Origin of the sequence: Pseudomonas sp. CC120222-01a (assembly GCF_003097235.1) — a bacterium.
Classification (GTDB): Bacteria; Pseudomonadota; Gammaproteobacteria; order Pseudomonadales; family Pseudomonadaceae; genus Aquipseudomonas.
On record NZ_QEQQ01000001.1, the window covers coordinates 575,545 to 585,106 of the forward strand.

Below are 9,562 nucleotides of genomic sequence, written 5' to 3' on the forward strand. Positions count from 1 at the left end.
CAACAGAAAGCGACAAACTGTCCATGGGAAACATCAGCGAACCCCACAACGCCTGCGTGCAGATTTCGACGCGGCACCGCGGATAGATTAAAGTATCACCCCCTGCCAGGCTGCCCACACCCTGGCGCAAACCCAGGAACCGTCGCCGATGGAACACCGTGAAGCGCTGATCGCGCTACGCACCTTTCTTTCCTCCCAGATCCTAGGCCAGGAGAAACTGGTCGAGCGGCTGTTGATCGTGTTGCTGGCCGACGGCCACATGCTGGTCGAGGGTGCGCCGGGCCTGGCCAAGACCAAGGCCATCAAAGAGCTGGCCGAAGGTATCGAAGCGCAGTTCCACCGCATCCAGTTCACTCCCGACCTGCTCCCGGCCGATATCACCGGCACCGAGATCTATCGCCCGGAGACCGGCAGCTTCGTGTTCCAGCAGGGGCCGATCTTCCACAACCTGGTGCTGGCCGACGAAATCAACCGCGCCCCGGCCAAAGTGCAGTCGGCGCTGCTCGAAGCGATGGCCGAGCGCCAGGTCAGCGTAGGCCGCAGCACCTACGACCTGTCGCCGCTGTTCCTGGTGATGGCCACGCAGAACCCGATCGAGCAGGAAGGCACCTACCCGCTGCCCGAAGCCCAGCTCGACCGCTTCCTGATGCACGTGAAGATCGGCTTCCCCGATGCCGCCGTGGAGCGTCGCATCCTCGCCCAGGCCCGTGGCGAAGCGCTGGGCGGCGAAGTGAAACCCGAGCGCCGGGTCAGCCAGCAGGCGATCTTTGCCGCACGCAAGGAAATCCTCGGCTTGTACATGGCCGATGCCGTGGAGGAATACCTGGTGCAACTGGTGATGGCTACCCGCACCCCGGCCAAGTTCGACGCCGAACTGGCCGACTGGATCGCCTATGGCGCCAGCCCGCGTGGTTCGATCGCCCTCGACCGCTGCGCGCGCGCCCATGCCTGGCTGGCCGGGCGCGACTTCGTCAGCCCCGAAGACATCCAGGCAGTGCTGTTCGATGTACTGCGCCACCGCATCATCCTGTCGTTCGAAGCCGAAGCAGCGGGGATCGACCAGGACCGCGTGGTCCAGCGCATCCTCGACGTCGTGGCCGTCGCCTGACCCATGCCCACCGCGCCGCAGGCCGAATCCGGCATCCGCATCGGCCTCGCCGAACTGATCGACATGCGCCACCGCGTGCGCGAAATCCAGCTGTTTTCCCGCCCCGGCCAGCGCAGCCCGCTGGTCGGCCTGCACCACTCCAAGCTGCGCGGGCGCGGCGTGGACTTCGACCAGGTGCGCGTGTACCAGGCTGGTGACGATGTGCGCAACATCGACTGGCGCGTCACCGCACGCACCCAGGAGCCGCACACCAAGCTGTTCCACGAGGAACGCGAACGGCCGATCTTCATTCTCGTCGAACAGAGCCAGCGCCTGTTCTTCGGCTCGGGGCTGATGTTCAAGTCGGTGCTCGCAGCCGAGGCTGCCGCGCTGTTCGGCTGGGCTGCCCTGGGCCACAACGACCGCATCGGCGGGCTGGTGTTCGGCGACAACGAGCACCACGAGATCAAGCCACGGCGCAGCAAGCAGAGCCTGCTGCAGCTGCTCAACCGCCTGGCCAAGGTCAACCAGGCGCTGCACACCGAAGCCGCGCCGCAAACCGACAGCCTCGGCCTGGCCCTGCGCCGCGCCCGTGAAGTGCTGCGCCCCGGCAGCCTGGCCATCGTCATCTGCGACGAGCGCTCGCTCAGCGCCCAGGCTGAGCAACACCTGGCCATGCTCTCGCGCCATTGCGACCTGCTGCTGATGCCGGTGTCCGACCCGCTCGACCACGCCCTGCCCGCCGCCGGCCTGCTGCGCTTCGCCCAGCGCGGTTCGCAGCTGGAGTTAGACACCCTGGACGCCAACCTGCGTCAGGCCTACCGTCAACAGGCCGAAGCGCGCATCGAGCGCTGGGAGCTGATGGCGCAGAAGCTGCGCGTGCTGCTGATGCCGCTCAGCACCCAGAGCGAGATGATCGAGCAACTGCGCGAATACCTGAACGCCCAGCGCCCCGGGAGCGGACAATGAACCCGCTGGACCAGCTGCAACCACTGATAGCACCGCCGGCAATCGGCCTATGGCCGCCGGCACCGGGCTGGTGGCTGCTGCTCGCGCTGCTGCCGTTGCTGGTCTGGGGCCTGTGGCGGTTGCGCCGCTGGCGCCCGGGCAAGCGTCCGGTGGTGCGCGCCGAGCTGCCGCTCGACCCGGTGCGCCTGGAAGCCCTGGCCGAACTCGCCCGCCTGCCACGCCCCTACGACGGCGCCCCGGCCGGCGCCTGGCTGCAGCAGATCAACGCCCTGCTCAAGCGCCTGTGCCGCAACCACTATCCCGGTGCCAACAGCCATACCTTGAACGGCCGCCAGTGGCTGGCCTTTCTCGACAACCGCTGCCCGGCCGCCGGCCTGACTCGCTGGATGGTGCTGGTCGAGGGCGCCTACAAGCCCGAGTGCAAACTCGACGACAAGGCCATCGTCGGGCTCAGCCAGGCGGTCGAAACCTGGATTCGCAAACATGTTTGAACTGGCCTGGCCGTGGATCTTCGTGCTGCTGCCGCTGCCGTGGCTGGCGCGCCTGCTGCTGCCCGCCGCCGACAGTGGCGAGCCGGTGCTCAAGGTCGGCTTCCTCGACGAGCTAGAAGGGCTGGCCGGGCGCCGTGCACGCCTGAACCTGCCGACCCTGCGCCAGCAGGCGCCGTATGTACTGATCTGGCTATTGCTGCTGCTGGCCGCAGCGCGCCCGCAATGGCTCGGTGAGCCGGTGCCGGTGGCCGCCAGCGGCCGCGACCTGCTGGTGGCGGTGGATGTGTCGGGCTCGATGGACTTCCCCGACATGCAGTGGAAGGACGAAGACATCAGCCGCCTCGACCTGGTCAAGGCCTTGCTCGGCGACTTCCTGCAGGACCGCGAAGGCGACCGTGTCGGCCTGATCCTGTTCGGCAGCCAGGCCTACCTGCAAGCCCCGCTGACCTTCGACCGGCGTACCGTGCGGACCTTCCTCGACGAAGCGCAGATCGGCATCGCCGGCAAGAACACCGCCATCGGTGACGCCATCGGCCTGGCGGTCAAGCGCCTGCGCCAGCGTCCGGCACAAAGCCGGGTACTGGTGCTGGTCACCGATGGCGCCAACAACGGCGGGCAGATCCACCCGCTGACCGCCGCCCGCCTGGCCGCCCAGGAAGGCGTGCGCATCTACACCATCGGCATCGGCGCCAACCCCGAGGCCAGCGGCACGCCCGGCCTGCTTGGCCTGAACCCGAGCCTGGACCTCGACGAAGCGTCGCTCAAGGAAATTGCCGACATCACCCACGGTGCCTACTTCCGCGCCCATGACGGCGCCGAGCTGAACGCCATCGGCGACACCCTCGACCAGCTTGAACCCGTTGCCCAGCAACCGACCCAGGCGCGCACGGCCAAAGCCCTGTATGCCTGGCCGCTGGCCTTGGCCCTGCTGCTCAGCGTGCTGTTGGTGGTGGCGGTGCAATGGCCCGACAACCTGCTGCACAAGGTGCTGCGCAAACCGCGTTTCCTGCAGCCCCATCCGGAATGGCGCCAGCGCCTGAAACGCCTGCGCCTGAGGAAACGCCGATGATCGATCTCTGGCCACAATGGCTGCGCCCGCTCTGGCTGCTGGTGGTGCCCCTGCTCGGCTGGCTGCTGTTCAAGCTGTGGCACCGGCGCAAGCGCGCCGGGCGCTGGCAGATGATCCTGCCGCCAGCGTTCCACCCGGTGCTGCTTGGCGGTGGTAGCGGCAGCAACAGCAAGCTGCCGTGGGTGGCCCTGGGCCTGGCCTGGCTGCTGATGGTACTGGCCCTGCTCGGGCCAAGCTGGCAGCGCCTGGAAGAAACCCGCCAGCGCCCGGCCGACCCGCTGGTGATCCTGCTCGAACTGACCCCGCAGATGCTTGCCGAAGACGTTGCGCCCAACCGCCTGGAACAGGCCCGGCGCAAGATCCTCGACCTGCTCGAACACCGCAATGACAGCCAGACCGCGCTGATCGTCTATGCCGGCAGTGCGCACACCCTGGTGCCGCTGTCGGATGACCTGGGTACCACGCGCAACCTGCTGGAATCCATCGACCCGTCGATCATGCCCAAACCCGGTCAACGCGCCGACCTGGCCGTACAAAAAGGCCTGGCCCTGCTGGCCCAGAGCGGCCTTGGCCAGGGTCGCCTGCTGCTGGTCGGCTCGGCGCTGAGCGCGCCGGAGCGCCAAGGCATCACCCAGGCCCTCGGCCGCCAGGGCCCGAGCCTGCTGATGCTCGGCATCGGCACCGGCGACGGCGCGCCAGTGCGCCAGGCCAATGGCGAGTACCTCAAGGATGACCAGGGTGGCATTCTCCTGCCAAGGCTCGACAGCGCCAGCCTCAAGGCCTTCATCAGTGGTACTGGCGGGCGCTACCGCCATGCCCGCATCGACGACCTCGACCTGCGCGGCCTGGGCCTGTTCGACAACCCGCGCCGCCTGCACGATGCCGGCCAGACCCTGCAACTGGACAGCTGGGCCGACCAGGGCTACTGGCTGTTGCTGCCGTTGTTGTTGCTGGCCGCCTGTGCCGGGCGCCGCGGCTGGCTGTTCTGCCTGCCGCTGCTGCTGGCCCTGCCGCAACCGAGCCAGGCCTTCGAATTCAACGACCTGTGGCTGCGCCCCGATCAACAGGGCCAGATGCTGCTGCGCAAGCAACGCCCGGCAGACGCCGCCCGGCATTTCCACGACCCGCAATGGCGCGGCATGGCGTTATACCAGGCCGGCGACTATGCCGGTGCCGCCGAGGCCTTCGCCCAGGGCGACAGCGCCACAGCCCACTACAATCGAGGCAATGCCCTGGCCCGAAGTGGCGAGCTGGAAGCCGCCCTGGATGCCTATGAACAGGCCCTGGAGCGCCAGCCCGACCTGCAGCCGGCACTGGCCAACCAGGCACTGGTGCAGCAGCTACTGCAGCAACGCGAGGCCCAGGCCGAAGAACAACCGGCCAACAGCGATGCCCAAGGCACCCCCGGCAGCGAAACCGAAGGCAACAGCAGCTCGGCCAGCAGCCCCACCCAGGGTACGCCCGGCAGTGAGGAACAGGCCAAGGCCGAACAACCCGGTGAAGGCAGCAACAACAGCCAGGCGGCGCCTGGCAACCAGGGCGGCGATGACGACAGCATCACCCAGCCGCCGCAGCGCCCGGTATCGACCAGCCTCGATGCCGAACAGCGCCAGGCCCTGGAACAATGGCTGCGCGAGATCCCCGACAACCCGGCGGAACTGTTGCGGCGCAAATTCTGGTATGAACAGCAATTGCATCAGGAAAAAACACGATGAGTCGCTTCGGCGTCTTTCTACTCAGCCTGTTGTGGGCCGTCATGGCCCAGGCCCTACCCACGCTGCAGGCCAGCGTCGACCGCACGCGCCTGGAGGCCGGCGAAACCCTTGAGCTGACCCTCGAAAGCCAGGACGTGACCCAGTTCGGCAAGCCCGACCTGCGTGCCCTGGACAGCGACTTCGAAGTGCGCGGCACACGCCAGCTGAACAGCCTGCACACCCTCGACGGCGAAACCCGCGCCAGCACCCGCTGGATCATCACCCTGCTGCCACGGCGCAGCGGCAGCCTGCGTATCCCCGAACTGCAGCTGGGCCAGTCGCACAGCCAGGCCATCGACCTGCAAGTGCTGCAGGCCGACGCCAGCCGCCCGGAAGTCGCCTCACAAGTCTTCGTCGAAGCCACCCTGGACAGCAACGAGGTCTACGTCCAGGCCCAGGCCGTGCTGACCCTGCGCATCTACCATTCGGTGTCGCTATACGACGACAGCAGCCTGAGCCCGCTGCAGTTGGAAAACGCCAAGGTCGAGCCGCTGGGGGAGTCGCGCACCTACGAAAAAGAAATCAACGGCGTGCGCCACGGGGTGATCGAAACCCGCTACGCGGTGTACCCGCAGCAGAGCGGCGACCTCGACATCCCACCGCTGACCTTCACCGCCACCGCCGCCGACAACGGCCAGCAACCCGCCGGCACCGCCCGGGCAGGCCGCCAGGTGCAGGTCAGTTCGTTGCCGCTGCGCCTGGCCGTGCGCCCCATCCCTGCCGACTGGCCGGCCAACGCGCCCTGGCTGCCGGCACGTGAGCTGACCCTGGAAGAACACTGGAACCCCGACCCGGCCAGCCAGCAGCCCCAGATCGGCGACTCGCTGACCCGCAGCATCACCCTGCGCGCCGAAGGCCTGTCGAGCACCCAGCTACCGCAGCTGCCCGCTACCGAAATCGTCGGCCTGCGCCGCTACCCGGACCAGCCGGTGCTGCGCAACGAGATCAACGAACGCGGCATGACCGCCAACCGCGAGGAGCGCGAAGCGCTGGTGCCGACCCACAGCGGTAACCTGGCCTTGCCAGCGGTGGAAGTCACCTGGTGGAACACCCGTGAAGACCACCTGGAACACAGCAGCCTGCCGGCGCGTATGCTGGACGTGCAGGACAACCCGGCGCTGAGCGCCGACACCCCGGTTGGCGATAGCAGCGGCGCCAGTCACCTGCTCTGGCCCTGGCAACTCGCCACCCTGTTGTTCGCCCTGACCACGGTGCTCGGCTTCGCCCTGTGGTGGCGCGCCCGCTCGCAACCAGCGGTGCTGCGTGCTGCGCAGAACGGGCCGAGCCCGCGTACCTTGCTGGATGACCTCAAGCGCGCCTGCCAGGCCAACGACCCGCAGGCTACACGCCAGGCGCTCGATGCCTGGGCGCGGCAGCAGCCGGAGACCCTGGCCGAGATGGCGGCGCGGTTCGTGCCGTTGTCGGATGCGCTGGATGGGTTGAACGGGGCGTTGTACAGCGAGAGTGGGCAGTATTGGCAGGGGGAGGATCTGTGGCGGGCGATCGGCACGATTCCGCCGGCGGAGCAGGTGTTGTTGCCGGCTGGGGAAAGTGGGAGCTTGCCGCCGCTTTATCCGAAGTGAGGGGTGTGGCTGCCAGGTGTCCGGCGGGAGAGATTCAGCGCCTGTGAGATCGAGCGCCGCCCGCGCGGCGCTTCGCGGGTCAAGCCCGCTCCCACAGTCTATTTCGGGCCAATCTCTCCTGTGCAAGTACCGCTGTCCGCCTTGGTGCATGGCTGAATAGAGATGAATAGCAACTGCTGCCACCTCAGATATCAAATGGGGCAAACAAGGCGGACAGTGGAGACCTCACAGGAGTGACTGGCCCGAAATAGACTGTGGGAGCGGGCTTGACCCGCGAAGCGCCGCGCGGGCGGCGCTCGATCTCACAGGCGCTGAATCTCCCCCGCCAGGCACCTCTAAGCCCTTTCGCGCGCTACAAAGCCTTCAAATGAAACGCAAGCCCTCGAACGGGTTCCAGCCTTGCTTGCCCGTGGTCTGCTTCAGGTAATAGGCATAGTTGGTGATGACAGCGTACATCACGCTGAACATCACGTTGAGCCCGGTATCCAGCGCCCGCGGCATGACGATGCCGGTGACATTCTGGAAAATCTCGATCACCACGGTGATGGCCACGATGATACCCAGCAGGGACAAGTTCTTTTTCCACAGGCCCAGCACAAACAAGTAGATCGGGCCGAAGAAGAAGGCGATGAAGTTCATTGCGATCAGTAGCCTTTTACCGACAGGCGCGGCTTTCAAGGCGGCCTTGTAGGCGGCGCTGCTCGGGTTGCCGTACTGATCGAAGAAGGCGAAACGCTCCTGCCATTTCGGCTTGAGGTTGCTGGAGGTGAATTGGGTTTGCGGGATGCCTTCCATGGGGAGCTCCGTGATGATCGTCCGTGGGTGTGAATGGCCATGAGTATGGCCGGGTCGGAGGGTAGTTCAGGGTCGGCTTGGGGACAAGCTCTGAAACCCCGACAGAGTGAGACCTACATCACGAAACGGTTGAAGTCTCTGGTTCTCGCGACCAGAGAAAATCATGTCAAATGCCACCACCGTGTAGCATGGACTCGATAATATGGCACATCATCCCATCAAACGTGGGGAATTCAGCGTATACATTGTCAAAGACTTGGCGATCCCTGACCTGGTACTTTCCAGATGACATCTCCAGCACAAACACATCCATGTCACTATCCCCGAACACCAGATAGTTCGTCATCCACTCCAAGTCACGCCAATTCAGATTCACCTCAACAAAATCATTCGTCTGGCCAGCACAGTCCTCAAACTGAACACGGCGAGTCGAATACACGAACACACCGTTTTCCGCTCCGCCGATGCATACACGTAAAAAAATCCAAGTACTCGGACGGTGGAACAGCGAACAATAACTTCTTACAGCGCCGAACAAACGACCTCAACTCGCTTTCAGACGCACCGGAGAAAAATGCCGACATACTGAACACAAGAGAAAGATAGCTTTACAAGCTTCACCCACACAAGAACAAGAAATACGATACCAGGGCCGACATCTTGGACTTGGTCAAACTCCTCGACCAGCTCCTGCCACTAGCCAAACGTCCGAAAATCTGCATTCTCCAAGCCAAAGTTATTGAAAAGCTTGTTTGCGACTTCCGAAATAACCAGGCGATGATCTTCAGTTAATCCGAAATCAGACACTCCAGCTACGCCGTCAACTTTCAACCAAACAAACTCCGGAAGCACCCCACCTGGATTTAGCTCTTCAAATACATCAGACTTCTTCACATCAACAGGACCAAAGCTACACCCTGATAGACCAGCCTCTTTTATTGCAGCCGCAACCGCCTCGGTAACAATAAAACAAGGAAATGACTCAAGAAACTGATCACCAAGCCAATCGTCAAACACGTATTGCAAAGAGTGAACGATAGGGGGGTGCACAGTGGTATCCAGAACGGTATCTTCACCGAGTCCTCCGGCCACCTCTGGCTCAACATAATAATACATAACGGAAACCTCATCTAACCGGGGGCTTGAACTCAGCGCCAAACATACCATCAATCTCGGTCGCCTTGTCAAGCAGCTGCTGCTTTGTTGCCTTGGGAAACTCCAAGTAAAATTTGTTCCATTCCTTTCGGATCCCACTCAGGTGCATCCTTGAGTTCTTTTCCTTGGGAATTCCCCTTAGATTTTCGAGAGAATGTAGTTCATCATTTCTCACCAATCCCGGATATCGACTCTGAACTTGTTGCTCAACCGCATGATGCACGACCACTTTCCCTCGCTGTTCAGGATACGCATTGAAAAACGTGGTTCTGTAATCGTCAGTTGAAGCTTTACCAAAAGTTGCTCGCGCTTGAAAATCCTCACTTGAAGCGCTCAGGCCTTTTGAATCCCTCCGTGTAATCTTTAAATTGCCAAAATTCGATCCAAAACCATAATCTGGCTTGACTCTGTACCTAGCAGTTAACCCACCCACTACGACTGCACTACCAAAAGCTATCAACTGCTGTTCGTCCGACCCTTCGCCGTAACGATTTCCACCAAACCGATACCCTGCCTCACCGCCAATCACGCCTCCAAACATCCCCCAGAGCGCCATTTCCGGCCCCACCAACGCTATCGCACTGGCAATCCCCACCCCCAATGCCGTGGCCTCAAGCCACCCAGGCACTTCCGGTTCGATCTCATCCGTGGTCTCGGTA

9 protein-coding genes and 1 pseudogene are annotated in these 9,562 nt (G+C 63.6%); 6 read left to right on the plus strand and 4 right to left on the minus strand.

Annotated features, from left to right (window positions below):
- Positions 1 to 148: 148 nt before the first annotated feature.
- The 6 genes from N430_RS02810 to N430_RS02835 are packed head-to-tail and all read left to right on the plus strand — an operon-like array spanning position 149 to position 6,953.
- On the plus strand, positions 149 to 1,108 hold the full coding sequence (locus tag N430_RS02810; protein WP_027919334.1) for a MoxR family ATPase: 960 nt from the start codon (positions 149 to 151) through the stop codon (positions 1,106 to 1,108).
- Between the two features lie 3 nt (positions 1,109 to 1,111).
- Positions 1,112 to 2,056 (plus strand): DUF58 domain-containing protein, encoded by a 945-nt coding sequence (locus tag N430_RS02815; RefSeq protein WP_110631067.1) that lies wholly within the window; start codon positions 1,112 to 1,114, stop codon positions 2,054 to 2,056.
- Positions 2,053 to 2,547, plus strand: coding sequence for a DUF4381 domain-containing protein (locus N430_RS02820; protein ID WP_027919336.1), 495 nt, complete (start codon positions 2,053 to 2,055; stop codon positions 2,545 to 2,547). The genes N430_RS02815 and N430_RS02820 overlap by 4 nt, the downstream gene beginning before the upstream one ends.
- Entirely contained in the window at positions 2,540 to 3,616 is a 1,077-nt protein-coding gene (locus N430_RS02825) for a VWA domain-containing protein (RefSeq protein ID WP_079227103.1), read from the plus strand. Before N430_RS02820 ends, N430_RS02825 begins: the two co-directional genes overlap by 8 nt.
- Entirely contained in the window at positions 3,613 to 5,331 is a 1,719-nt protein-coding gene (locus tag N430_RS02830) for a tetratricopeptide repeat protein (RefSeq protein WP_110631064.1), read from the plus strand. The genes N430_RS02825 and N430_RS02830 overlap by 4 nt, the downstream gene beginning before the upstream one ends.
- Positions 5,328 to 6,953, plus strand: coding sequence for a BatD family protein (locus N430_RS02835; RefSeq protein WP_110631061.1), 1,626 nt, complete (start codon positions 5,328 to 5,330; stop codon positions 6,951 to 6,953). Before N430_RS02830 ends, N430_RS02835 begins: the two co-directional genes overlap by 4 nt.
- 363 nt (positions 6,954 to 7,316) lie before the next feature.
- Here the strand turns inward: N430_RS02835 and N430_RS02840 are convergent, their stop codons facing one another.
- The 4 genes and pseudogenes from N430_RS02840 to N430_RS29585 all read right to left on the minus strand — a co-directional run.
- Positions 7,317 to 7,748, minus strand: coding sequence for a DUF2628 domain-containing protein (locus N430_RS02840; protein WP_110631058.1), 432 nt, complete (start codon positions 7,746 to 7,748; stop codon positions 7,317 to 7,319).
- 166 nt (positions 7,749 to 7,914) lie between these two features.
- A complete protein-coding gene (locus N430_RS02845; protein WP_256592049.1) occupies positions 7,915 to 8,286 on the minus strand; it encodes a YrhA family protein in 372 nt (123 codons plus the stop codon).
- A gap of 158 nt (positions 8,287 to 8,444) precedes the next feature.
- Entirely contained in the window at positions 8,445 to 8,864 is a 420-nt protein-coding gene (locus tag N430_RS02850) for a hypothetical protein (protein ID WP_256592051.1), read from the minus strand.
- Between the two features lie 10 nt (positions 8,865 to 8,874).
- Positions 8,875 to 9,562 (minus strand): annotated as a pseudogene (locus tag N430_RS29585) (hypothetical protein); the annotation flags it as partial.